General features: G+C 62.9%; 13 protein-coding genes and 1 pseudogene. 4 read left to right on the top strand and 10 right to left on the bottom strand.

Translation table 11 applies throughout. The annotated features are described in order from the left end of the window. Nucleotides 1–51 precede the first annotated feature (51 nt). Nucleotides 52–8004, bottom strand: a pseudogene (locus tag FNZ07_RS34440) (ESPR-type extended signal peptide-containing protein); the annotation flags it as partial. 735 nt (nucleotides 8005–8739) lie between these two features. Here FNZ07_RS34440 and FNZ07_RS05195 point away from each other — a divergent pair. The 3 genes from FNZ07_RS05195 (at nucleotide 8740) to FNZ07_RS05185 (ending at nucleotide 11393) form a co-directional block, all read left to right on the top strand. Continuing rightward, nucleotides 8740–9573 (top strand): EAL domain-containing protein, encoded by an 834-nt coding sequence (locus tag FNZ07_RS05195; protein WP_143098069.1) that lies wholly within the window; start codon nucleotides 8740–8742, stop codon nucleotides 9571–9573. 113 nt (nucleotides 9574–9686) lie between these two features. Next, a complete protein-coding gene (locus tag FNZ07_RS05190) occupies nucleotides 9687–10415 on the top strand; it encodes a response regulator transcription factor (RefSeq protein WP_091012109.1) in 729 nt (242 codons plus the stop codon). A 144-nt stretch (nucleotides 10416–10559) separates the two neighbouring features. Next, nucleotides 10560–11393, top strand: coding sequence for a GntR family transcriptional regulator (locus FNZ07_RS05185; protein ID WP_091012106.1), 834 nt, complete (start codon nucleotides 10560–10562; stop codon nucleotides 11391–11393). Between the two features lie 24 nt (nucleotides 11394–11417). Here FNZ07_RS05185 and FNZ07_RS05180 read toward each other — a convergent pair whose 3' ends face one another. The 9 genes from FNZ07_RS05180 to FNZ07_RS05140 form a co-directional block, all read right to left on the bottom strand. Next, the gene (locus FNZ07_RS05180; protein ID WP_091012104.1) at nucleotides 11418–12875 is read right to left on the bottom strand and encodes an MFS transporter; all 1458 of its coding nucleotides are present in this window, start codon (nucleotides 12873–12875) and stop codon (nucleotides 11418–11420) included. A gap of 33 nt (nucleotides 12876–12908) precedes the next feature. Then, entirely contained in the window at nucleotides 12909–14375 is a 1467-nt protein-coding gene (locus tag FNZ07_RS05175) for an MmgE/PrpD family protein (RefSeq protein WP_091012101.1), read from the bottom strand. A gap of 58 nt (nucleotides 14376–14433) precedes the next feature. Beyond that, complete coding sequence (gene leuD, locus FNZ07_RS05170; RefSeq protein ID WP_091012099.1) at nucleotides 14434–15069, bottom strand: 3-isopropylmalate dehydratase small subunit; 636 nt, start codon at nucleotides 15067–15069, stop codon at nucleotides 14434–14436. Further along, the gene (leuC, locus tag FNZ07_RS05165) at nucleotides 15062–16471 is read right to left on the bottom strand and encodes a 3-isopropylmalate dehydratase large subunit (protein ID WP_091012097.1); all 1410 of its coding nucleotides are present in this window, start codon (nucleotides 16469–16471) and stop codon (nucleotides 15062–15064) included. Before leuC ends, leuD begins: the two co-directional genes overlap by 8 nt. Then, a complete protein-coding gene (locus FNZ07_RS05160) occupies nucleotides 16468–17373 on the bottom strand; it encodes an isocitrate lyase/PEP mutase family protein (RefSeq protein WP_091012093.1) in 906 nt (301 codons plus the stop codon). Before FNZ07_RS05160 ends, leuC begins: the two co-directional genes overlap by 4 nt. A 13-nt stretch (nucleotides 17374–17386) precedes the next feature. Then, nucleotides 17387–18754 carry an MmgE/PrpD family protein gene (locus tag FNZ07_RS05155; RefSeq protein WP_170275669.1) on the bottom strand — a complete coding sequence of 456 codons (1368 nt, stop codon included), beginning with the start codon at nucleotides 18752–18754 and terminating at the stop codon, nucleotides 17387–17389. A gap of 23 nt (nucleotides 18755–18777) precedes the next feature. Next, complete coding sequence (locus tag FNZ07_RS05150; RefSeq protein ID WP_091012088.1) at nucleotides 18778–19986, bottom strand: 2-methylaconitate cis-trans isomerase PrpF family protein; 1209 nt, start codon at nucleotides 19984–19986, stop codon at nucleotides 18778–18780. 45 nt (nucleotides 19987–20031) lie between these two features. Next, nucleotides 20032–21420, bottom strand: coding sequence for an MFS transporter (locus tag FNZ07_RS05145; protein WP_091012086.1), 1389 nt, complete (start codon nucleotides 21418–21420; stop codon nucleotides 20032–20034). A 1059-nt stretch (nucleotides 21421–22479) separates the two neighbouring features. Continuing rightward, nucleotides 22480–23106 carry a hypothetical protein gene (locus FNZ07_RS05140; protein ID WP_091012082.1) on the bottom strand — a complete coding sequence of 209 codons (627 nt, stop codon included), beginning with the start codon at nucleotides 23104–23106 and terminating at the stop codon, nucleotides 22480–22482. A gap of 48 nt (nucleotides 23107–23154) precedes the next feature. On the opposite strand from FNZ07_RS05140, the gene FNZ07_RS05135 reads away from it, so the two are divergent. After that, the gene (locus tag FNZ07_RS05135; RefSeq protein ID WP_143098068.1) at nucleotides 23155–24975 is read left to right on the top strand and encodes a hypothetical protein; all 1821 of its coding nucleotides are present in this window, start codon (nucleotides 23155–23157) and stop codon (nucleotides 24973–24975) included. Nucleotides 24976–25028: the final 53 nt, after the last annotated feature.

The following is a 25028-nucleotide window of genomic DNA, read 5'->3' as shown; positions in this document are numbered from 1 at the left end:
CGCCGACGAACCTTGACCCTGTGCGGTTGCACGGAAGCCGATCGCCGTCGTGTTCGTGTCCTGGGCAAGCGACTGCGAACCCATCGCCGTGGCGCCGTTGGCAACCGTCGTAACGGTCGCTCCGTTCACCCCGGCCACCGTGCCGGCCTGCGCACAGGTGCCGACTGCCGTCGTATCGGCGCCGTTGGCCGAACCGCAAGTCGCTGCGTTCACCGTCGACGTCGACGTGTTGTCGAACGTGCGGCCTTGCGTCGTCCTCGTGCCCGTACCGCTGCCGTTACCGCTCGACCCGCCTGCGCCGATCGTCGAGATCGTCGTGGAGAGACCTGTGGACAGCGAGGTACTCAGGCTACCGGTCGAAGTCGACAGGCTGTTCAGGTTGCTGTTGGTCGTGGAGAGGCCCGTCGACAGCGACGAGATCTGACCGAGCGATGCGCTGAGCTGGCTGGCTACGGTGAACAGCTGGCTGCCGTTGATCGCGTCGGTGCTGCTTGCCGTGACCTGGCCTGCTGCGACGTTGGTGATCTGCCGTTCGAAGCCCGGCGAGCCGACGCTCACCACGCCCACCGGTGACGTACCGGCGAACGGTCCGAGTTGCAGCGAGCCGATCGTTGCAGTTGCTGTTGCTACCGCGCCGGCCGTGATTGAACCCGAGCCAAGGGCGACCGAGTTGGCAATCGACGCTGTCGCACCGTTGCCGAGCGCTACCGAGCCGCTGCCCGAGGCGGTCGCGCCGTTGCCCACCGCCGCGCTGCTGGTACCCGACGCGAGCGCGTTCGTGCCAGCTGCCAGCGCGTTGAGGCCGGTTGCGCCGTCGTTGTTGTAGTTGCCCGTCGCTGTGCCGCCGTCGTTGACGCTGTAGTAGTGCGTACGCGTCGCCGAAACAACCGTGGACAGGCTCGAGATGCCGCTACCGGAGGTGCTCAGGGTAGTCGACAGGCTCGAGAGACCGGTCGAGAGGCTGGACACGTTGCTGTTGGTCGTGCTCAAACCGGTCGACAGCGATGTGAGGCCCGTCGATGTCGTGGTGGACAGACTCGACAGGTTGCTGTTGGTCGAGCTTAAGCCAGTCGACAGCGACGTGAAGCCGGTCGAAGTCGACGTGGACAACGAGTTCACGCCAGTCGACAGCGAGCCGATGCTGCTCGATGTCGAGCTCGATAGGCTTGTTACGTTGCTGTTGGTTGTGCTCAGGCCGGTCGACAGGCTGGTGATGCCGGTCGAGGTCGATGTGGACAGCGAGTTCACGCCGGTCGACAGTGAGCTGATGCCGCTCGACGTCGAGCTCGACAGGCTCGTTACGTTGCTGTTGGTTGTGCTCAGGCCGGTCGACAGCGAGCTGATACCTGTGGATGTTGAACTCGACAGGCTCGTTACGTTGCTGTTCGTTGTGCTCAGGCCGGTCGACAGGCTGGTGATGCCGGTTGAGGTCGATGTGGACAGCGAGCTCACACCGGTCGACAACGAGCTGATGCCGCTGGATGTCGAGCTCGACAGGCTCGTTACGTTGCTGTTGGTCGTGCTCAGGCCAGTCGACAGGCTGGTGATTCCAGTCGAGGTCGACGTGGACAGCGAGTTCACGCCGGTCGACAGCGAGCTGATGCCGCTCGACGTTGAGCTCGACAGGCTTGTTACGTTGCTGTTGGTCGTGCTCAGGCCGGTTGACAGGCTCGTGATGCCGGTCGAGGTCGACGTGGACAGCGAGTTCACGCCGGTCGACAGTGAGCTGATACCGGTGGACGTCGAGCTCGACAGGCTTGTTACGTTGCTGTTCGTCGTGCTCAGGCCGGTCGACAGGCTCGTGATGCCGGTTGAGGTCGATGTGGACAGCGAGTTCACGCCAGTCGACAGCGAGCTGATGCCGCTCGACGTCGAGCTCGACAGGCTCGTTACGTTGCTGTTGGTCGTGCTTAGGCCGGTTGACAGGCTCGTGATGCCGGTCGAGGTCGACGTGGACAGCGAGTTCACGCCGGTCGACAGTGAGCTGATGCCGGTGGACGTCGAGCTCGACAGGCTTGTTACGTTGCTGTTGGTTGTGCTCAGGCCAGTCGACAGCGAAGTGATCCCCGTCGAAGCTGAAGTCGACAAACTCGTCACATTGCTATTGGTCGTGCTCAAGCCCGTCGATAGCGAGTTGATGCCCGTGGACGTCGAGCTCGACAGGCTTGTTACGTTGCTGTTCGTCGTGCTCAGGCCGGTCGACAGGCTGGTGATGCCAGTCGATGTAGACGTGGACAGCGAATTCACACCGGTCGACAGCGAGCTGATGCCCGTAGACGTCGAACTCGACAGGCTTGTTACGTTGCTGTTCGTCGTGCTCAGGCCAGTCGACAGGCTGGTGATGCCAGTCGATGTAGACGTGGACAGCGAATTCACACCGGTCGACAGCGAGCTGATGCCCGTAGACGTCGAACTCGACAGGCTTGTTACGTTGCTGTTCGTCGTGCTCAGGCCAGTCGACAAACTGGTGATGCCGGTCGAGGTGGACGTGGACAGCGAGTTCACGCCAGTCGACAGTGAGCTGATGCCGGTCGAAGTCGACGTGGACAGCGAGTTCACTCCTGTCGACAGCGAGCTGATGCCCGTGGACGTGGAACTCGACAGGCTCGTTACGTTGCTGTTCGTCGTGCTCAGGCCAGTCGACAGACTCGTGATGCCGGTCGAAGTGGATGTGGACAGCGAGTTCACGCCAGTCGACAGCGAGCTGATGCCGCTCGACGTCGAGCTCGACAGGCTCGTTACGTTGCTGTTGGTCGTGCTCAGGCCAGTCGACAGACTGCTGATGCCAGTCGAGGTCGACGTGGACAACGAGCTCACGCCAGTCGACAACGAGCTGATGCCCGTGGACGTCGAACTCGACAGACTCGTTACGTTGCTGTTGGTCGTGCTCAGGCCAGTCGACAGACTGCTGATGCCAGTCGAGGTCGATGTGGACAGCGAGTTCACGCCGGTCGACAACGAGCTGATACCCGTTGACGCGGAACTCGACAGGCTCGTCACATTGCTGTTGGTCGTGCTCAGACCCGTCGACAGGCTACTGATGCCGGTTGAGGTGGACGTGGACAGCGAGTTCACACCGGTCGACAGCGAACTGATGCCGGTGGACGTCGAGCTCGACAGGCTTGTTACGTTGCTGTTCGTCGTGCTCAGGCCGGTCGACAGGCTGCTGATGCCGGTCGATGTGGACGTCGACAGCGAGTTCACGCCAGTCGACAACGAACTGATGCCGGTGGACGTCGAGCTCGACAGGCTCGTTACATTGCTGTTGGTCGTGCTCAAACCAGTCGACAGACTGCTGATGCCAGTCGAAGTGGACGTGGACAACGAATTCACACCCGTCGACAACGAACTGATGCCCGTGGACGTCGAGCTCGACAGGCTCGTTACGTTGCTGTTGGTCGTGCTCAGGCCCGTCGACAGGCTGGTGATGCCGGTCGAGGTCGACGTGGACAAGGAGCTCACTCCAGTCGACAACGAGCTGATGCCCGTCGATGTCGAGCTCGAAAGACTCGTCACGTTGCTGTTGGTCGTGCTCAGGCCCGTCGACAGGCTGCTGATACCCGTCGAAGTCGACGTGGACAACGAGCTCACACCCGTCGACAACGAACTGATGCCCGTGGACGTCGAGCTCGACAGGCTCGTCAGGTTGCTGTTAGTCGTGCTCAGGCCAGTCGACAGGCTGCTGATACCCGTCGACGTCGACGTGGACAGCGAGTTCACGCCGGTCGACAGTGAACTGATACCCGTGGACGTTGAGCTCGAGAGACTCGTTACGTTGCTGTTGGTCGTGCTCAGACCCGTCGACAGGCTACTGATGCCTGTCGAGGTCGACGTGGACAGCGAGTTCACGCCAGTCGACAGTGAGCTGATGCCCGTGGATGCGGAGCTCGACAGGCTCGTCACATTGCTGTTAGTCGTGCTCAACCCCGTCGACAGGCTGTTAATGCCAGTCGAAGTCGAAGTGGACAGCGACGAGATGCCGGTCGATGTGGACGTCGACAACGAATTCACACCGGTTGACAGCGAGCTGATGCCGGTGGACGTCGAGCTCGACAGGCTCGTCACATTGCTGTTCGTCGTGCTCAGACCCGTCGACAGGCTGTTAATGCCAGTCGAAGTCGAAGTGGACAGCGACGAGATGCCGGTCGATGTGGACGTCGACAACGAATTCACACCGGTTGACAGCGAGCTGATGCCGGTGGACGTCGAGCTCGACAGGCTCGTCACGTTGCTATTGGTCGTACTGAGACCCGTCGACAGCGAGCTAATACCGCTCGACGTCGAACTCGACAGGCTCGTCACATTGCTGTTTGTCGTGCTCAGCCCAGTCGACAGCGAAGTGATCCCCGTCGAAGCTGAAGTCGACAAACTCGTCACATTGCTATTCGTCGTGCTCAGTCCAGTCGACAGCGAGCTAATGCCGCTCGACGTCGAGCTCGACAGGCTCGTTACATTGCTGTTTGTCGTGCTCAGCCCAGTCGACAGCGAAGTGATCCCCGTCGATGCCGAAGTCGACAAACTCGTCACATTGCTATTGGTCGTACTGAGACCCGTCGACAGCGAGCTGATGCCGCTCGACGTCGAACTCGACAGACTCGTTACATTGCTGTTCGTCGTGCTCAAACCGGTCGACAGCGAAGTGATCCCCGTCGAAGCCGAAGTCGACAAGCTCGAAATGCTGCTCGTCGTCGTGCTCATGCCGGTGCTCAGCTGCGACACGGTCACGGCATCCTGCGGCGCGGAGCCATCGGCCACATTGGTAATCCGGCGCAACGCCGTCGAGTTACCCACCGACACTTCCGACTGCGGCGCTGCCTGTCCGGTCAGATAGCCCGTACCCGTCGGCGCAGTCGCACTCGTGGTACTGCCCGCACCCAGCGCCACGCTGCCCGCGCTGCTGGCCACCGCGCCGTTGCCGATCGCGACGCCATTGGACGCCGATGCGCTCGCATTCGGGCCCAACGCCATCGCGTTCACCCCGGTCGCACCGTTGTTGTTGTAGTTGCCCTGCTGTACGCCGTTGTCGTTGACGCTGTAGTAGTGCGAGCGCGTGGCCGACACAACGGTGGACAAGCTCGACACGCTGCTGCCCGTCGTGCTCAGGCCCGTCGACAGCGACGTGATGCCCGTCGAAGTCGACGTGGACAACGTGTTCAGACCGGTCGACAACGAGCCGATACCGCTCGAAGTCGAGCTCGAGAGACTGACGATACCGCTGCTCGTCGTGCTCAGGCCGGTCGACAGACTGCTGACGTTGCTATTGGTCGTACTCAAACCAGTCGACAGGCTGGTGATACCGGTCGAAGCCGACGTCGACAGCGAGCCGATGCCAGTGGATGTCGAGCTCGACAGGCTCGTTACATTGCTGTTAGTCGTACTCAACCCGGTCGACAGGCTGGTGATGCCCGTCGAAGCCGACGTAGAAAGCGAGCCGATACCCGTCGACGTGGAGCTCGACAGGCTCGTTACATTGCTGTTGGTCGTACTCAACCCGGTCGACAGGCTCGTTACGTTGCTGTTGGTCGTGCTCAATCCGGTCGACAGGCTGGTGATACCCGTCGACGTCGACGTGGACAACGATGCGATGCCGGTCGAAGCAGACGTCGACAGCGAGCCGATGCCCGTGGACGTCGAGCTCGACAGGCTCGTTACATTGCTGTTGGTCGTACTCAACCCGGTCGACAGGCTGGTGATACCCGTCGACGTCGACGTTGACAACGATGCGATGCCGGTCGAAGCGGACGTCGACAGCGAGCCGATGCCCGTGGACGTCGAGCTCGACAGGCTCGTTACATTGCTGTTGGTCGTACTCAACCCGGTCGACAGGCTGGTGATGCCCGTCGAGGTCGAAGTGGACAACGATGCGATGCCGGTCGAGGCGGACGTCGACAGCGAGCCGATGCCCGTAGACGTCGAGCTCGACAGGCTCGTCACATTGCTGTTGGTCGTGCTCAGCCCGGTCGACAGGCTGGTGATACCCGTCGACGTCGACGTGGACAACGACGCGATGCCGGTCGAAGCGGACGTCGACAGCGAGCTGATGCCCGTGGATGCGGAGCTCGACAGGCTCGTTACATTGCTGTTCGTCGTGCTCAGCCCGGTCGACAGGCTGGTGATACCCGTCGAGGTCGACGTAGACAACGACGCGATGCCAGTCGAAGCGGACGTCGACAGCGAGCCGATGCCCGTGGACGTCGAACTCGACAGGCTCGTCACATTGCTGTTCGTCGTGCTCAGACCAGTCGACAGGCCGGTGATGCCCGTCGAAGCCGACGTGGACAAGGAACTGATACCCGTCGACAGACTCGCCACGCTGGCGCCGGCCGTGCTCAGACCCGTGGACAACGAGCTAATGCCCGTGGACGCAGAGCTCGACAGGCTCGTCACATTGCTGTTGGTGGTGCTCAGACCGGTAGACAGGCTCGCGTCGCGACTCACCGCGGTGCTCAGCCCCGTCGACGTCGAGCTCGACAGGCTCGTCACGTTACTGTTGGTCGTGCTCAGGCCAGTCGATAACGACGTGATGCCGCTCGACGTCGAACTCGACAGGCTCGTGAGATTGCTGTTCGTCGTGCTGAGACCGGTCGACAGCGAATTCACGCCGGTCGACAACGAAGTGATCCCCGTCGAAGCCGAAGTCGACAAGCTCGAAAGGCTGCTCGTCGTCGTGCTCATGCCGGTGCTCAACTGCGACACGGTCACGGCATCCTGCGGTGCGGAGCCATCAGCCACATTGGTAATCCGGCGCAACGCCGTCGAGCTGCCCACCGACACTTCCGACAGCGGCGCTGCCTGTCCCGTCAGGTAACCGGTGCCTGTCGGCGGAGCCGCGCCCGTAACGCTGTTGGCCCCAAGCGCCACGCTGTTCGTGTAGGCCGCAGTAGCCGAGGTACCCAACGCCAGCGAATTCGTCCCAGCGGCATTCGCGTTAACGCCAACCGCCATAGCCTGGAAGTTGGACGCCGTCGCGCCAACGCCGAGCGCGGCCGCGCTGCTGCCGCTCGCGGTCGAGAAAGTGCCCACGGCAATCGCTGCGTTCCCCGACGCTATCGCAATCGGCCCCATGGCAACCGAACTGGCACCGCTCGCAGTAGCGCTCGAACCAAACGCGGTCGCAGCGCTCGCCGAGGCCGTCGCAAGAGTACCGAACGCCGAAGCCTGCTGAGCGGTGCCGCTGGCGTTGCCCGCTACACTCCCTTGTCCTACCGCAGTGGCCGTCAACGTCGACGCCGTAGAATTGCTGCCAATGGCTATCGCTTGCTGCGCCGAGCCAGTGGCGTTTTGCCCTATCGCAATAGAACCGACTCCCGATGACGACGCCGATGTGCCAAACCCAAGCGAGTTCGTCCCGCTAGCAGTCGACGTACCGAGCGCAACTGCAGAAGCCCCGCTCGCCGTGGACGAAACGCCCAGCGCAACCGCGTTCGACGCACTCGACGTCGCACCCACACCAACGGCAAGCCCGTTCGTCGCCGCCAGCACCACGCTCGAGGAGCGGCCGATAGCGATGCCCTGCGCGCCAAGCGCAGCCGCACCGCCGGTACCCGTGTTATTGCCGCCGCCGATCGCAACCGCGCTCGAGCCCGACGCCGTCGTATCGTTGCCGATCGCCGTTGCGCCGGTGCTGGTCGCCTTCGAGCCCGAACCCATCGCGATCGCGCTGGGCGAGTTGGCCGTGCTGTTCTGTCCGAAAGCCTGCGAATAGTTGCCGCTCGCCGTCGCGTTGGCACCGATGGCAATCGAGGTGGTACCAGACGCCGTCGTCGAGCCTGAGGTGCCGCCGGCGATCGCGATCGACTGCGAACCCGTCGCCGAACCACCGCTGCCCCCCGTGTACTGCGCATGCGCGACGTTGCCATGAACCCCCGCGCCCGCGACAACCAGTGCCGCAATCGCCTTCGCTACCGCCGATTTACTCGGTTTGCCGCGCGCAGACGCAAGCTCGGAAGCCGCAACCCAGGCACCCAGAGCTTCATTCCAGATAGATCTATATGTTTTATTCATTTCGAATCCCCTCTCCGGTAGCGCCTGTGCGCGGCAGCAGAATTTTCAAACGCTTGATGGAAATCAATCTGTCGACAAATGCAAAGGGCTGCGCGCTCAGATTTAAGTGAGCGGATTGTATCTTCGTGTATTTTTTTCAATTGTCAAATAATGAAAGATCGTCATGTACGAAACGTAAAGAAATGTCAAATCTACATATTGCACATCCTACGAAGCCCCTTTTTACCTGGCAGAGCGGGCGGCCACACAGTTTTGCATTTGTCTAGACAATAAACTAACTTCAAGCGCTGAGGATTTTAAATTAAATATTCATCAGTAAAATTATTGACATTATTCACGTAGAATAAAATATCTCTTTCATGAGAAATTCTCCGCAATCGACCGTCGAAAATGTTCTGTTTAGTTCACGTAACCCTGGTGGAAACCCGGGCTAACCGCTGGCATTTGTCGGCTACCGGACGGTCGGTAATCCAACGCGCCGGCTAATATCGCTGCGTTTGACCTTTCTTAACGGTTGGATCCGTCAAACGGCGTTATCTTGTTATTTGGCCGGACGGACCGGGCACCACGCGCCCGCGTGCGCGAGGCGGCAACCGCTTCAAACATTCATTCGACCGATCGCCGTCGGCCGCGCCCGCCTCCACAGGCGGCAGCCTTGCAAACGGCGCCGCCTTTCCCGTCAGTTGCGGAACGCAAAGATGTCCGACCGCAGCGGGACTCCCAGAGGAATCCAACGTGAAGAACATCGGTAGTGGATTGAGCGCGCCACCCAGCCGCGCGATGGATGCCGGCGAAACGTCCCGACGAAGCGACGGTGCGCTCGCCGCGCGCGTGCGCAGAGGTCTGCACGACGGCGAATTCCGCGTCGCGTTCCAGCCGATCATCCATGCGCAGACTTCCCGGCTGTCCAGTATCGAATGTCTGCTGCGCTGGCAGCATCCCGATTACGGCCTGCTGCTGCCCGGTAGTTTCGTCGAGGCGTTCGAGGATGCACGCGCCGCGCGCGAAGCAAGCTACTTCGTTCTCGAATCGGCCTGCGAGCAACTGCGTACGATGCAGCGCGAAGGTCATCCGTTGCCGCGCGTATCGATCAACATCCAGCCGTCGCAACTCGCCGACGATGAACTGATCACGACGATTCGGGCAACGACGGAGCGCTACGGCATCGATCCGTCGCACCTGGAACTCGAACTCGTCGAAACTGCCGACGCCTCGAAGCTGCTGGCCATCAGCGAGATCACCGACTCGCTGCGGCAACTCGGCGTACGCATCGCGATCGACGGTTTCGGATCTGGCTACGCGTCGCTCGCCATCCTGAGCTCCACGCAGATCGATACGATCAAACTTGCACGCGAATTCATGGCCAGAGTGCCGACCTCGCACCGGGCCTGCACCGTAATGTCGTGCGTACTCGACATGCTCGACAAGCTCGCGGTCACGGTGGTGATCGAAGGTGTGGAAACCGAGGCGCAGTTGCGCTGGCTGAGCCGGCGTGCCGAAGTGTATGCGCAGGGCTACCACATCGCACGGCCACAGACGAAGTTCGCCGCCGCAATCGCGATCGGCTAATCGCGATGTACGGGGCCAACGCCCCGAAGCGTCATTAAAATGCATAAAAGCCGTGGATGGCACCCCAAAATGCCATAGACTCTCCGGAGCTTCAGCCGTGGAACGAGGGCACCATGAGAATTGCAATACTTGACGACGACGCGGACCAGGCAGCACTGACGAACGACACGCTAACAACCGCCGGCCACACCTGCCATACGTTCGAGCAAGGTCAACTGCTTCTGCGTCAGTTGCGGCGCGAGAGCTTCGACTTGCTGGTGCTCGACTGGAACGTGCCTGATCTGTCGGGCGCGGAGATCCTCGAATGGGTCAGACAGAATCTGTCCGAGCGCTTGCCGGTACTGTTCGTCAGCAGCCGCGCGCGCGAGTCCGACATCGTGACGATGCTCAATGCCGGCGCCGACGATTACGTCGTCAAACCCGTCTCGCCCGGTGTGCTTACTGCGCGCGTTGCGTCGCTGTTGCGCCGTTCGTATCCGATGAACCCGGCCTCCACGAAAGAAACCTTCGGCAACCTCGAATTCGATCTGAAGGTTCGGCAGGTATCGGTCGACGGCAATCCGGTCAGCGTCACGCAAAAGGAATTCGATCTTGCGCTGCTGCTGTTCCAGCATCTGAGCCGGCCGCTGTCGCGCGCGCACATTCTCGACGCCGTGTGGAAACAGACCACCGATATTCCGTCGCGTACGCTAGATACCCACATCGCGATGGTTCGCACGAAGCTCGGCCTGCGTCCGGAAAACGGCTTTCGGCTTACGCCGATTTATGGCTACGGATATCGTCTTGAAGCGGTGGGCCAGGATGATACGAACGCAGCGACGGACGGGACCGCGAATCCGTAACGTCGCAAGCCGCCAGCGGCGTTGGCGGTTCTTCCAGCGGCGATCGCCATACCGCCTCTCCCCGCACAAGTCCTCCCTTATAATGTGATCAAGTTATAACAACTTGTGCACACGCACCCACCCGTCTCTTCCGCACCCTCAAGCATGTCGACCACGCCCTCCGCGATGCCCACGCTCCCCCGTTCCCGCGGTACTGCGCTGCATCGGCAGATCTTCGTCGTGTTGCGCGAACGGATCGTCACGGGCCGCTATGCGGCCGGCGCCGTCCTGCCACGCGAAGAGGATCTGTGCGAGCACTTCGGCGTCTCGCGCATCACCGCGCGGCGCGCGCTCGCCGATCTCGAGGCACAGGGCTTCGTGCAGCGCCGCCAGGGCATCGGCACGTTCGTGCGCGAAGACCTGCCGGTCGCGCGCGCGGCCGCGACGCTCAGTTTTGTCGACGCCCTGCACAAGAGCGCCACCGACACGAAAGTCGAAGTGCTCGGCGTCCATATCGAGAACGTGCCGGCCTCGATTGCCGCACAACTACAACTGGCGCCGGACGAACCCGCTGTCCACGCGCTGCGTCTGCGCAAGACCGGCAATGTCACGCTCATGGTGTCGGACGCATGGGTTCCAGCGCGCTTCAGCAAACAGGTAACCGCCAGCCGGCTCAAGAAAGAAGCGTTGTACGAAATCCTGATGAACCAGGGTGTCGAATTCGGTCGTGTCATTCAGGAAGTCACCGCGGTGGCCGCCGATCCGACGTTCGCACACTGGCTCGGTACCGACGTCGGTATGCCGTTGCTGAGAGTCACGCGGATCGTCTACGACGTCTCGCTCGAACCGGTACAGCATCTGACGTTGACTGTTTCGCCGGAACATAGCCGGATCGTCACCGACCTGCCGGTCGACAAGATCAATACGCTCGGCACCGGTCAGATCGTGCACGACGTGCAGCCGGAAGAACTGAAACGGAGCAAGCGTCGCGGCGTTTAGCGGCAAGCGCAGTAACAACCACCGCTAGCCAGTCAATGACTCCAGCGAGCGCCCATTGGTGCGCGGTCCGAGCGTCGCAATCGACAGCGCGACGATGCCCATGCTCGCAGCGATCAGCAGCAGCGCCCCTGACACTCCCGCCCGGCTCAATGCCCAGGACACGAGAAAGCCGCTGAACACGCCCGACAGGCGGCTCCACGCATAGACGAATCCGACCGCGCGGGCACGGATACGCGTCGGATAAAGCTCTGCCTGATAGGCGTGAAAGTTGTACGACAGAGTGGTCGCACCCAGTGTGACGAGCCCGCCGGTCAGCACGATCCACACCGGTTGACGCACCTGGGCAAACGCGAGACCTGCCGCTGCGACCAGCAGCGCCGACGCGACGATCTGCCACTTCCGCTCGAAGCGGTCCGCGTACAGCATCGCAACCAGCGGCCCACAAGGCATCACGAGCGTAATGCCGAGCGTGTAGCCGAGACTCGCGGTCACGTCGATGCCCTGCCGGACGAGAAACGTCGGCACCCAGTTCGAGAAGCCGTACAGGCCGATGGTCTGGAACACGTGAAACGTACACAGCATCACGGTGCGCGACAGATACCGGCGGCTGAACACCTCGCGCAGCTGCCCGGTTTCGGCACTGTCGGCAACGTGTGGCTCGGGCGATTGAAGCCGTTCGAACGGCGGCAGTGCTCTACCGGTGTCTCTTTCGACACGCGCCTCGAGCGCGGCAACGACCGCTTCGGCGCGTGCCTGCTCACCGTGGGAAGCCAACCAGCGCGGACTCTCCGGAATCCGCGTGCGAATCACCCAGATCAACACCGCCGCCACCGATCCCACCAGAACAACCCAGCGCCATCCATCGAAACCAAGCGGTGCAAGCGGCACCAGTTGCCACGCGAGCAGCGCGATGGTCGGCACCGACAGATACGTAATCACCTGATTGAGCGCGAACGCGCGACCTCGAACGTGGCGCGGCACCAGTTCGCTCAAGTAAGTGTCGATCGTGACGAGTTCGACGCCGAGACCGACACCCACCATGAAGCGCCAGAAGTTCAGTCCGCCCGCGTCTGTCTGGAACGCCATCACCGCAGCCGACACGGTGTACCACAGCAACGCGAACGTAAACACCGAACGGCGGCCCAGCCGGTCCGCGACGACGCCGAACATCAGCGTACCGACCAGCAACCCTGCGAATGCCGCCGCGATGAAACTCGCGAGACCCGTCATGCCGAAAAACGTCTTCGTCGTCTCGGTGAGAATGCCCGAACGGATGATGCCCGGCGCAAGATACGCGGTCGAGAACAGCTCGTAAAACTCGAAGAAGCCACCGAGCGAAATCAGGACTACAAGCATCCACACCGTACGGCTCGCGGGTAACCGGTCGAGCCGCGCACCGATGGTGCCGGTCACGGCATAAGTGCTAACAGCCTCGGTCGTACGCACTTCAGCAGCACCGATAACCTTACCTGGCGATGACATAACGCTCCCCACGAAAGTCGTTCACGCTACGTGTCAGGCAAACGGATTGGCGACAACCGGCGCCAGCGCCTCGATCAACTCCCCGACGTCATCGAGCCGTTCGATGTGCAGCACCAGTTCTTCGATGCGCTGCTGCCGCGCCGTATCGATCACGTCACCTGTCAGCGAACGAAACTTTGCAACGATCTCGTCATTCGTCATCTGCACGAGCGGTCGTCCCCGCGGATGGCGCAACAGCATGTCTTCGCAACGGCCGTCGGTGAAGAACATCCGCAGGCGCGTCGCGCCGCGCGCGAGCGGGCCGTCCTCGTCGTACGAGGTTTCGTGACGCACGGTGATGCGTTGCATCAGCGTCCATACGTCGTCCGCATCGATGCGTGCGGGGCTGAACTGCTTCATGCGCGCTTCGCCGTCTATCGCGGTGACCGCCACTGCATAGGCGAGATTCATCTGTGCGCCGATCGGCGTGAGCGGCCGCGCAGCCTGCCAGCCGCCGTGATGAAACGCAGCGCTTGCGAGATCGAGTTCGATGCGTTCTATGTCGTCCACATTGAACGGTCGCTGCGCGCGTATCTCGAGCACCGCCTCGATCGGTGCAAGCAGCGCACCCATCGCCGGGTACGGCTTGATGATGTTCTTCTCGACCTCCCACACGCTACCTAGATTTGCCGCGATCTGTGTGGCGTCAGGCGCGTGCCCTTCGCCGAAGGTCGACAGAAAGCCGCCGTATTCGCGTTCGAACACGCGCTTGATGCCCGTGTAACCGCCCGCCGCAAGCACTGCGGCGTAGAGACCGCTGCGCGACGCGAAGCCGTGATGCATGCGCTTCGACATCGCTTCGAATTGCGCCGCCATCAAGCCGCCCGATTGCGTGCCCGCGAGTCCCAGCGCGTCTTCGAATTGCGCGGCATCGAGCCCGTGCAGCTTGCCCGCGGCTGCCGCACTCGCATGCGTGCCGAACACCGCGCCCGAGTGCCAGCCGCGCGACAGCATCTGCGAGCCGTGTAGCGCCAGTCCGACGCGCGGGCCGACTTCATAGCCGCACATCGCGGCGAGCAGGAAACGCTCGCCGTTCACGCGGCCTAGCAGCTCGGCGCTAGCCAGCAGCGAAGGCAGCACCACCGATGCGCTGTGCAACGGGGCAAGCGGATGGAAATCGTCGAGTTCGAAGCTCTGGATGAACGTGCTGTTCAGCAACGCAGCTGCCGGCACGCTAGTTTTTCTGCCCGAACCGATCAAGGTCGCGCGTTCTCCGCTTTCTAGCGCGCAGACCAGTTCGGTGGCCTTGCTCGACCATGGCAAGCGTGCGCCGACCAGTGCACAGCCGAGACCGTCGAGCGTCAGATACTTGCCGCGCTCCAAAGCACGCTCCGCGATATCGCCGATCTGCAATTCGGCGAGCCAGCTCGCGAGCCGGCCGGTTGGGCCGTCGGGATCGGTGGGCACCGCACCCGATGCCCCGCGTCGGTCCGTCGTAGGTACCGCAGTGATACTGCTCATGGATGCTCCCTCATGAAAATCCGCGCACGCCGGCGGCGCACACGATTGATCGCAACGGTTAACTACCGCTCTGGGCTGGCTGCCGTTCGAGCGGAATCCAGATCCACGGACGTCGTTCGCGATCGGCCATCTGCCAGTCCGAGATCTGCTCGCGGTACGCGAAGGTTTGCGTGATCTCGTCGAGACCTGCCATCAGCGCATCGCGCCGGAGCGGATCGATCTCGAACGCGAAACGTGTGCTCCCCGCGCTAACTGTGCAGTCGACCAGACTCACCGTCACCGGCTCGCCAGCTTCCGACAAAGCCGCAAGCTCAGCGATCTGGCTAGCATCGAGACGCACGGGCAGCATGCCGTTCTGGAAACAGTTGCCATAGAAAATCTCGCCGAAACTCTCGGCGATCACGCAGCGGATGCCCGCTTCGAACAGCGCCCAGACCGCTCCTTCACGCGACGAGCCACAGCCGAAGTTCGCACCAGTCAACAGGATCGGCGCGGCACGATACGCTTGCCGGTTCAACACGAAGTCGGGGTCTTCGCTGCCGTCCGCGCGACGCCGCAACGCTTCGAACGCGTACTGACCCAGCGCGTGGCGCGGCTGCTGCGTCAAACGCTCGATGCGAATCACCGTGTCCGTATCGAGGTTCGCGCGCAGTAGCGGCGCAGCGGCACCCGTGACAATGTCGACTTTATTCATGTGCAAGCCTCCGGCTGTCGGCGATGACTCCGGTGACCGCGGCCGCCACCGCGCTTTGCGGACTCGCCAGATGTGTGCGCGCGCCCGGCCCCTGGCGGCCGACGAAGTTGCGGTTCGACGTCGACACGGCGCGGGCGCCGCTCGGTACGGTCTCGCCGTTCGCCGCTACGCACATGCTGCAACCCGGCTCGCGCCATTCGAAACCTGCTTCGAGAAAGATGCGATCGAGCCCTTCGGCCTGCGCATCGCGCCGCACCTGCTCCGAACCCGGTACGACCCACGCCCGCACACCGGGTGCGACGTGCCGCCCGCGTGCGAGGCGCGCCGCTTCGCGCAGATCCGAGAGCCGCGAGTTCGTGCACGAGCCGATAAACACCCAGTCGACCGGCGTCCCTTCGAGCGCGTCGCCGGGCTTCAGGCCCATGTAGTCGAGTGCGTTGCGCCACGCGTCGCGGTGCGCGGCATCGGGCGCGGCATCGGGGTCGGGAATGCGCCCGTCGATGGCGATCACCTGTTCCGGGCTCGTGCCCCAGGTCATCATCGGCGGTACGGTGCCTGCGTCGAACGATACTTCGCGATCGAAGCGCGCAAGCTCGTCGGACGGCAATGTGCGCCAGTAGTCGACGGCACGTGCGAACAGCTCGCCGCGCGGCGCATACGCGCGGCCTTCGAGGTACGCATATGTCGTGTCGTCGGGGGCGACCATGCCGACCTTCGCGCCGAATTCGATCGACAGATTGCATAACGTCAGGCGCGCTTCGACGTCGAGCGCGCGGATCGCTTCGCCTGCGTATTCGACCGCATGACCCGTCGCGGCGTGCGCGCCGAGACGGCCGATCAGATACAGCACCAGGTCCTTCGCGAACACACCGTCCTGCAACCGGCCGTCGAAACGGATGCGCAGCGTCTTCGGCTTGCGTTGCCACAGTGTCTGCGTTGCGAGCACGTGCGTGACTTCGGACGAACCGATGCCAAACGCAAGCGCACCGACCCCGCCGTTCGTACAGGTGTGGCTATCGCCGCAAACGAGCGTCGCACCCGGTTGCACGAGGCCGAGTTCGGGTGCCATCACGTGAACGATCCCCTGGCCCGGTTCGCCGAGATCGAAGAAGCGGACCCCGCCTTGCGACGACAGCGCCTTGAGCCCGGCCCACAAGCGCGCGCCGCCTGCGAACGTCGTGCCGGTGCGGCCCGGCATCGTGGACACCGCGTGATCCGGCGTCGCGAACGCGAGATCGGGGCTGTGTATGGGCAGTCCCCGTTCGTGGAGTGCGTGCAGCGCGGCCGTGCCCGACAGGTCGTGCAGCAACAACCGGTCGATGTGCAGCAGCGCGATGTCGTCGCCAGCCTGCGCAACGACATGGCTGTCCCATACCTTGTCGAACATGACGGACGGTTTCATCGCGCGTTCCCTTGCACCGCCGGTTCGCCATCTACTTCGGGCTCAGGATCACGAAAGCGCGTGCGGATCGCATCCCATTCGTCGGCGCCGAGGCGCCTGAAACGCTCGCGCACCGACGCATGCCCCGCCGACGCCGGCGGCACGCGCGTTTCGCGCAATGCGCTCAATGTGCGGTCGCAACTCTCGATCACGGCCCCAAGTAGCAGGCTCGGCAGGATTGCGATCCGGTAACCCATTTCGGCAACGTCGCGCAAGCCGATGTCCGGCGTTTTGCCACCACGCACGATATTGAGCAGACACGGCCCGTGTACGGCACGCGGCACCGCCGCTACTTCGTCGAGCCCCTGCGCCGCTTCGACGAATGCGATGTCGGCGCCGGCATCGAGCGCCGCGTTCGCGCGCCATATGGCTTCGTCGAAACCGATCACGGCACGCGCATCGGTTCGCGCGATCAACACGAAGTCCGGGCTCGTGCGCGCTGCGACCGCTGCACGGATCTTCGCGATGAATTCCGCGCGCGACACCAGTTCCTTGCCATCCAGATGACCGCATTTTTTCGGCGCGAGCTGATCTTCGATATGGATGCCCGCGACGCCGCGCAGTTCGTATTCGCGCACCGTACGCGTCACGTTCAGTTCGTTACCGAAGCCGGTATCCGCGTCGGCAATCACCGGCACACTCGCGCTACGTGCAATCACGCCGGCGTTCTCGACCATCTCGGTCATCGTCAGCAAACCGTAGTCGGGGTAGCCGCGCGCCGCCGCCGTACCTGCGCCAGTCATGTATAGCGTGCCGAAACCGGCCTGCTCGGCGATGCGCGCGGTCAGCCCGTCGTATACACCGGGTGCGACCAGCAGTTCGCCAGTGGCAAGCTGCTCGCGCAATTTCATTGCTTGTTTCATGGGGTTTTCTCCTTCAATGCGTCGGTGATTCGAAAGCGTTGAACAGGTCGCGTGTGCGCAGCGACCGCAGGTCGAGCGCGAGACTAAAAAGTCGTTGTGGATCGATGTGGCTGCCCGCCCAGTCGAGACAATCGGCAAGCTTGGCCGTCAGTTCGTCATCGGTTAACGGGTCCTGCGTCGAGCCGTGCAAGGTCTCGATAGAGCGTCGTTCGCAGGTTCCGTTGCGCAGTGTGAGCGTGATGTCCGCGCGACGCGGCAGCATGGGGGTGTCACCGTCGGATGCATCGACGCACTCGAAAAACTGCTGGATATGCGGGCGGTTGACGGCTTCATCAGTGAATGTGGCAAGACGGATGTGTCCATCGGCCAGTGCTGCGGCCACTGCATATTCGAGGCTGAACTTGCCTTCGAGCCCGGTTTTCGGTCGATGGTGCGTGAGCGGTATCAGCGCAGCGCGACTCGTGTAGATCGACACGCGTTCGACGTCGGCGAGCGTGACGCCGCGCTCGCGTCGAAACGCGAGCAACCCGTCGAGCACACGATGAGTCGCATAGCACATCGGATACTGTTTGACGTCGAGACCGCTGCGCTCCAGTTCCCGCGCATCCGGGCCGAGCGCATGCAACGCGGCGCCAATGTCCTCGCCGTGCGCATACAGGTTCGCGTAGCCGTGTGGGCCATCCAGCGCATCGGCCGAAGCACAAAAGCCTGCCTGTGCGAGCAGCGCTGCGCGTACCGCCGCCGCACTCGCCTGGCCGGCCTGAAACGACTTCGCATCGGAACCGACGTTCGCGCGCACACCCGACGACTGCGCAACGGCGAGCCCGATCGCGTGCACGATCTGCGCCTCGTCCAGACGCAGCAGATGTCCGCACGCCACCGTGGCAGCAACTGCGCCTAGCGTCGCGGTGCAATGCCAACCCTTCTCGTACTGTGCGGCCGCGATCACACGCGCCAGCCTGCACAGTGCTTCGAAGCCGACCGCGTAGGCGGACGCGAGGCGTTCGCCCGACAGATCCTCCGCCTCGGCAAGTGCCATCAGCGCGGGCCAGAGCACGACGCTCGGGTGTCCACGTAGCGGCACAGTAACGTCGTCGTAATCGAGTACGTGACCAGCGACGCCGTTGTAGAACGCCGCCGCTTCCGCGCTCGCGGTTGCTGGCTGTCCCCACAGGTGCGCACGACTGCCTTGCATCGACGACACATCGACATCGACAAGCCCGGCGTGCTCCAGATAGCGCAACGCGGCACGTGAGGCAGGTTCGTTGCGTCCGGCCACGGCACACGCGAAGGTGTCGGCAAACGAACGCGCACAGAGCCGATAGTGGTCGCCGTCGATACGCGCCGGGTCGAACCCGTTGGCGAACGTAGCGATCTTCATGCTTGCAGTTCGGCGGAATGGGCTCATAGGTGAGCCTCTACGGGAGTCGCTGTAACAGCACTCGCAATGGCGGCGCGAGGCACATACACGACGCCCTCCATCAGGCGACGCGCGGTGCGACTGAAACCAAGCCGTGTGTACACGATCTCGTTCGCGGCGCCGGCGCTATGCGCTTGCACAGCGACCGCCATCACGCCAAGCGGATGACCGATACGCAACGTGCCTCCCGTTGCGTCAGGCACGGCCTGATGCACGATGGACCCCGGTACGCGCGACATCGCAGCCGTGCACATCGAACCGGTACCCGCCATGCTCTCGTGGCAGCGGTTGTAGAAGATCAGACGCGCGCGCAGATCCATCGTCGCTGCGTCAACCGTTTCACCTTTCGCATCGGCATAGGTGGCCGGGGGCGCAATCAGCACCACCAGCGGCAATGCCGGCGAATCGCGTTCGGCTTGCGTCCAGTGCTCGCACAGGCCAATCCGCTGGGCGGCCTTGCCGCGCGCTTCGCGTAGCGTGTCGAGCAACGCGCGCATGGTGTCGATCTGATCGGGAAGCTCGCTGCCGCTCACACCGACGTCGCTCGCGCGCAGGAACACGCAGGGATTCGCGACATCGCCGAGCGTGACTTCGAGCGTGCGGCCGTCTTCTAGTGCGATCGTGTCTACCGCACGACCGGTCGGTAGCACGTGGCCGGTTTTCGCTCCGATCGTGTGCGTGTAGTCCATGAAGATTTCCGCGCCCGTGCCCGGTACGCCGGGAATCGCAAAGTCGCCGGTTACGCTTGCCACGCCGTCGCTTACCGGAACATGCGCCACAAGAATCTTCTTCGTGTTGGTGTTGAAAATGCGCATCGTGGTGATCGGCCCTGTTGCATCGACGAGGCCCGTATCGATTGCAAACGGTCCGACACCCGACGAGATGTTGCCGCAGTTGCTCGTGTAGACGACGATGCCGCGCGCCGGCGGCACGATCGCATAGGTGTAGTCGACATCGGCGTCGGGGCGCGTCGACGGTTTGACGATGGCGATCTTCGAGGTGACGAGACGCGAGCCGCCAAGCCCGTCGATCTGCAGCAGATCGCTACTACCCAGCGCAGCCATCAGAACGGCGTCGCGCTGCGCGCCAGGCTCGGGAAGATCGCGATCGTGAAAGAACAAACCCTTGCTCGTACCCGCGCGCATGATCGTGCATGGCACGGCAAGCAGTTCGGGATGTCTCGTGACCAGCATGATGTACTCCTCCGAGTCGTGGTTGATGTAGCGTGACGCTCTCGCTCATGAACGGCTTGCGTTCGCGGCGCTACGCGGACTGCCGGTCGCACCGAGCGCAATCGAATCGGCCTGGCTGTCGAGTGGCCGGTTACGCGTCTCGATGCCAAACAACCCAACGACCAGGCCTTGCACGACCAGCAGCGCTGCAAGAATCGCGGTCACCCGGTTGACTCCACCGCCGTTCAGGAAAATCGCCACGACGACCTGGGGCGCGAGCATCGATGCGAGCCGCCCCGCCACGTTCGACATCGCCGTGCCGCGCAGGCGCAACTCAGTAGGAAACAGTTCGGGCACGTAGGTCGAAAAGGCCAACGCGCCGCAAAAGTACAACGCAGCGAACAGCAGCAATCCGAGCACGGTCGCCACGACCAGCGAATGCGCGTGCGGATAAAGCAGGCCCAGCACCGCCGCGACGAACGACATGCCGGCGATGCCCCGCTTCCTGCCCCAGCGATCCGAGAGCAGTACCGCCAGCCCCGCGCCGAGCAGCGCGCCGGTCGCCATCAGCGATGCATAACCAAGCGACGACGACAGCGTCAGCCCTCTGTCGACGAGAAACGTCGGCATCCAGATGATGAAACCGAACAGCGCGCTAAAGCCCACGACGTTGACCGTCATGCCGAGCAGCGTTGCACGCAGCAACCGGCGGCTGAACAGATCGGACACACGAAAGTCGCGCCGCGGGCTCTCGATGGCGACGGCCGGCTCAGGTAGCGCCGCCCCGCGCGCCACTTCGGCTTCGATCTGCGCCACGATCGCATCGGCCTCATCGTATCGACCGACCGATTCGAGCCAGCGCGGCGATTCCGGCAGTTTCTTGCGCGCGAACCAGGTAGCGAGCGCGCCGACGCCGACAATCACGAACATCCAGCGCCAGCCGAACGCGGGGATGATCAGGTAACCGGCGACTGTCGCAGCAAGCAGGGACGAGTTCGCGGCAAGCGTGAGTATCGCGGCCCACCTGCCGCGCCGCGCGGGCGGAATGAATTCGCCGAGCATGCCGTAGCCGACGATCACTTCGGCACCGAGCCCGAGCCCCATCAGGAAGCGCAGACCGATCAGCCAGTGAATGTCGGGCGCAGCGGCTGCCGCCAGCGATGCAAAACCGAACAGCAGCAGGTTGAACTGCAAACTGAAGCGGCGCCCGAACCGGTCGCCCGTCACGCCGGCCACGATTGCGCCGATCAGCATGCCGAGAAAACCTGCGGAAACGAAGTGCGCGTTCTGCGCCATCGTCGACCAGCCGCTACGCACCATCGCGACCATCACGCCGCCGGCCAGATAGAGATCGAAGGTGTCGAAGAAGATGCCTGCGGCGATCATCGCGGCGAGCCGGCGGTGGAATGCGCCTTCGGGCAATCTGTCGAGCCGCTGGGCAGCGGTGTAGCGCATGGCGTGTCTCCGGGCCTGGGCGTACGCAAGCGTCGCACGTCCAAATTTGCTCGTGATGATGTTGTTATATTACTAGTACATCTTAGACGAAAGCACCCTATCGTTTACCTGAATTCAGTCGATTTCGAACAGGGCAGCCTGATGCTCCCGGAGAGCCTCACCTCGCGGGAAGAGTTCGCCTCCCCATACTCACCATTCGTTAAACAATGTGTGGTGCATTGACCGGCCGTAACCTACGACAGCATAATTTTCACGCAGGTCCCAGGGCGTTATATGCCGAGCCCATTTTTCTAATACTTAATGTCGTCAAGGGGAAAGTATGAAATCGATTGTCAAAATGATCACAGGCGTTTCGCTAATCGCAGCGAGCTTTTCTGCGTTCGCCAGCGGCTCCACAATCGTTCTACAATGTTCGACGCCCTCCGGCGGCACCTGCACTGCGACCGCGAGTACAGTTCCGCTGAACAACCCTGCCAGCACCCTCAGTTTTATCTGGCAAGGGCAGAATGTGTCCATAACCAACCTGAACAGTACGTCGGTCACTGTCCAATGTTTAACCAATCAAGTGGGGACTCTTACGGCGTTTAGTGGGTCGCCAAGCGTGCAATCGTCTACTCGCGCCCCAGTAGCATCTGCAACGGTAACCATCGACTGTAGCCCCGCCCCTCCAGCACCGGGGTCGGTGAGCTAGCACTTCGATCCGAAGGGGAACACTTTGCGTTCCCCGAATTGCGGACAACGCGCGCGATAACGCCACCACAACGCCATGTTTGGCTTCAATCGATATGACGCCTCGTGGTGCGAAGAGCACAGAGATCACGCCGCCTGAGTGTCGATTCGAACCGGCAGCACAGTGCTCCCGAAAAGACTCACCTTGCGACGAAATGAAGAGCCATCGAGGGCATCGCGCGCACAATCGGTCCGTTTATTCTGCGGCAGCAGGCACTTCCGTACCGAGACGGTCGAACAGCGCGGTATATTCCGCGGACGGCAGCAGTAGATTCTTCACCAGCTCCGTCCCGCGTCGCTTGCGCTTGCCTTTGCGGTCCCAGCGGTTGTCTACCGTGGTAATGCTGATCGCACGCAGGCTCGGGTCAGCAGGCACCGCGACCAGTTCGAGTACAAGACTCTTCTAGGTGGGTTGGGAGCGATAGGCTTCGGGGGCGATCCGCGTGAGCGCTCGAACGCGGCGCGCAATGCATCGGATGTCGCATCGACGGCTGCGACATCGACCTTGAGCGTCGTTTCGGCCCACTTGCCGGCGCGCTCGGAATAGATCCGCCTGCTCCCGACCCATGCCACCAGTAGCGCGACCGCGAAGATGATGACGGCTTCCCCGAACCAGATCCACAGCATGTTCTGCGTCGACGCTTCAGCACCGTGACTGCCGGGATGAGCGGATATCGCGACGTGATAGTTCTGCGCGAGCCAGTTGATGAAATCCGCCCACTTCGACGGGCCCGCCAGCACCAGCTGCCAGGCCAAGGCAATGCCGTGATCGAGTTGCAGCATGATCCAGATCAGCCAGTACCGCCATAATCCAAATGCCGCAAGGATCAGCGCCGCGGACAAATTAAATGGCAGTGAGCGCGATTTACCAGCCTGTGCTGTCTGTAGAAAACCCGTCGCATGGTTCGAGAAGACAGGTAAACTCCGCCGTTGAATAACAAACACCTGCGCGTGCATTCGCCGGTTCCTGCCTGGACGCACGCCTTTTCGGGGTCCCCGCCGCCGATGCTCCATTCACTCGATCGTCGTTCTGGCCAGACACGGCGACCGGCCCGCGCCGCGATGCTCGCGGGCGCTGTGTCGGCGCTGACGGTGGTGGTGCTGGTGGGCGTGCTGGCATCGACCGCGTACGCGGATGCCGATACCGGCACCGACACATCGGCGGGCAGCACGCCGCTCGTGCCGACCGATGCCGCCCGCGCACTGCTCGCGAAACCGGATGGATCGCCCGTCGCCGCGCTCGCGGTGTTGTCGCTCGATTGTCCGATGGGTAACGGGCCGGTGCGCACCACATGCACCGACAGCTATCTGTTGAGCCTGCAGGCAAACTCCCGCATCAACGGTTATCGCGATGCAGACCAGTTGCCGCCGGAGTGGTATCACGATGCCGCGCCTGCCCGCGTCGCGATGCGCAACGCGCAGTGGCTGACATGGCTCGGCCCGCTCGCCGCAACCGCGCCATTCGATCCCTACCGGATCGCGGCGCAATTCTATTTCGAACAGACCGGCAATCTCGTTGCCGCACAGGACATGCTCGCGCCGCTTCAGCAGCGGCACGACAGCCTGCCCCCCGCCGAGCAGGCCCGCTTGCGCTACCTGAACGTGCGTCTGTGGCTCGCGATGAACCGCGACCGCGATGCATCGAATGGTCTGCGCACGATCGAGCAGGCGGACGGCACGCTCGACCCGACTGTGCTCGATTACGCGTGTCGTTTGTGGTTTGTTCGCGCGCCCGCTGAAATCGAACCGTGGCGCACGCAGTTGCCGCCGCCCTGGCCGGCGCTGCTCGACCGGCGCGCGGCGCCGGCCGCACCTGGTTCGACAGACAGCGAGTTGAGTGGCCTGCTGTCCACTCACCCAGCGTCGCCCTATGTCACCGATGAAGAGTTCCGCAGCGCCGACCTGAAGCTCAGGCTCTTTGTCGGCGAACGGATGTCGGACTGGCCGTTTGCAACGGACGCCGCCTCGCAGTTGCTGGCGGCGTTGCCGCAAGCGGGTATCGGCGTCGAGCAGTGGTGGGATGTGCAGAATCGTGCGTGGCACGCAACGCACATTGCGCTGCCCACGCTACCCGACGATCCGGCCGCGCTCGCCGGCATCGCCGGCGATACGCAGGCGCTCGACGCTTTACTGCTGCCGAAGCCCGTCGATAATCGCGCCTTTACATCCAGTGCGCTGGACGGCGCATCGGGCGAAGCCGCCCTGCAACGCCAGATCGAACTGCAACTCGCACAACGCGCACCCACCGGTGCTGCACGCGCTCAGGCGTTGCTCGCCGCGGAACGCAACGCCGGCAATCCGACGCGGATCTATCGACTCGTCGAGCACGACCCCGCGATGCTCGACGGCGTGCTCGCCACCGACTGGCCATCGCCGTTACTGCTCGTCGCCGTGCAGTCATACGAGACCAGCAACGACGATACGCAGCGCGCGCACCACCGGATGCTCGGGCGCAAATACTCCGATGCGATACCCGATCTCTCGATCGACGACCCATCGCAGTCGAGTGTTCCGCATACGCAGATCGATACGCAGGAGAACCGGATTCACGCGCTGCTACAACTCGACGAACCGCGCGAAGCGGGTCGCGTCGCATTGCATGATCTGCAGCAGGTTCACGGGCGTCCCGATCTGAACAATGGCTTGATGGAGAACGCGCTCGCGCAGGTCGTGGAGGTAATCCGGTATCAGGACCGCTATGGCCGCAGTGACAATGCGCGGGCGCTCGCCTGCGCGGCGCGGCCGGTCGCGGGCACGCTCGTGACCGACAGGACCGCATCGGGACGCGCGGTGCTGGACCATACGCACGGGTGTGCTGCGCAGTAGTGTCTATCGTCGCTCGCAGTGGATAGTTCGAGACCGGCGGCTCGCACGCGCAC

The organism is Paraburkholderia megapolitana (genome assembly GCF_007556815.1).
GTDB classification, from domain to species: domain Bacteria; phylum Pseudomonadota; class Gammaproteobacteria; order Burkholderiales; family Burkholderiaceae; genus Paraburkholderia; species Paraburkholderia megapolitana.
This window is presented reverse-complemented; position numbering and strand designations above follow the sequence as displayed.

Coding starts and splice junctions, on each gene's coding strand:
- FNZ07_RS05190 (WP_091012109.1), top strand. CDS start 9,687: ATGAGAATTGCAATACTTGACGACGACGCGGACCAGGCAGCACTGACG.
- FNZ07_RS05185 (WP_091012106.1), top strand. CDS start 10,560: ATGTCGACCACGCCCTCCGCGATGCCCACGCTCCCCCGTTCCCGCGGT.
- FNZ07_RS05180 (WP_091012104.1), bottom strand. CDS start 12,875: ATGTCATCGCCAGGTAAGGTTATCGGTGCTGCTGAAGTGCGTACGACC.
- FNZ07_RS05175 (WP_091012101.1), bottom strand. CDS start 14,375: ATGAGCAGTATCACTGCGGTACCTACGACGGACCGACGCGGGGCATCG.
- leuD (WP_091012099.1), bottom strand. CDS start 15,069: ATGAATAAAGTCGACATTGTCACGGGTGCCGCTGCGCCGCTACTGCGC.
- leuC (WP_091012097.1), bottom strand. CDS start 16,471: ATGAAACCGTCCGTCATGTTCGACAAGGTATGGGACAGCCATGTCGTT.
- FNZ07_RS05160 (WP_091012093.1), bottom strand. CDS start 17,373: ATGAAACAAGCAATGAAATTGCGCGAGCAGCTTGCCACTGGCGAACTG.
- FNZ07_RS05155 (WP_170275669.1), bottom strand. CDS start 18,754: ATGAAGATCGCTACGTTCGCCAACGGGTTCGACCCGGCGCGTATCGAC.
- FNZ07_RS05150 (WP_091012088.1), bottom strand. CDS start 19,986: ATGCTGGTCACGAGACATCCCGAACTGCTTGCCGTGCCATGCACGATC.
- FNZ07_RS05145 (WP_091012086.1), bottom strand. CDS start 21,420: ATGCGCTACACCGCTGCCCAGCGGCTCGACAGATTGCCCGAAGGCGCA.
- FNZ07_RS05140 (WP_091012082.1), bottom strand. CDS start 23,106: ATGCACGCGCAGGTGTTTGTTATTCAACGGCGGAGTTTACCTGTCTTC.
- FNZ07_RS05135 (WP_143098068.1), top strand. CDS start 23,155: ATGCTCCATTCACTCGATCGTCGTTCTGGCCAGACACGGCGACCGGCC.